This window comes from Psychrobacter sp. AOP5-GZ1-6 (genome assembly GCF_052376345.1).
GTDB lineage: Bacteria > Pseudomonadota > Gammaproteobacteria > Pseudomonadales > Moraxellaceae > Psychrobacter.
On sequence record NZ_JBQSVP010000345.1, the window covers coordinates 1 to 463 of the forward strand.

Consider the following 463-nt stretch of genomic DNA (forward strand, 5'->3'; position numbering starts at 1 on the left):
GTAAAATCTTGTAATGGAATCTTAGACCATGTTTCTTTACTTTTATTGTTTTGTGTTGTTTTCTTTATACTGAGCATTGTTCGGCAAAATTTGCATTTGAGATATTTAAGAAGGGAATGTGCTTCATATTCAGTTTTAAAACATCCAATAGATATAAATGTTTGAGTATGTCCAACTAAAGGGTTACCAATAATAGGAGTGCTTAGTGTCTCGCCTAGTTTACCAGACCCATTTGCAGCAGGTACTATCACTTTATAACTACTAAAATTGCCGTCTAGTTCAAGATATTTTTTATCTACCCACTTATAAATTCGTTTATTGTTCTGGCGACCATAGATTTTTACCTGATCATCATTTGTTTTTTCATCAAAATATATTTCTGGCAATGTATCAAACGTTGAAGAAACTAGGCGTCTTTCCTTACCCTGACTACCTAATCAGCTTTTAAATTTTTTATTATCAT

The 463-nt window shown here is 31.7% G+C and carries 1 protein-coding gene; it reads right to left on the reverse strand.

The features are described from left to right. Window positions 1-386, reverse strand: a 386-nt coding sequence (locus ACT3RN_RS16135; RefSeq protein WP_444518872.1) for a hypothetical protein, incomplete at its 3' end; no start/stop codon positions are given. Window positions 387-463: the final 77 nt, after the last annotated feature.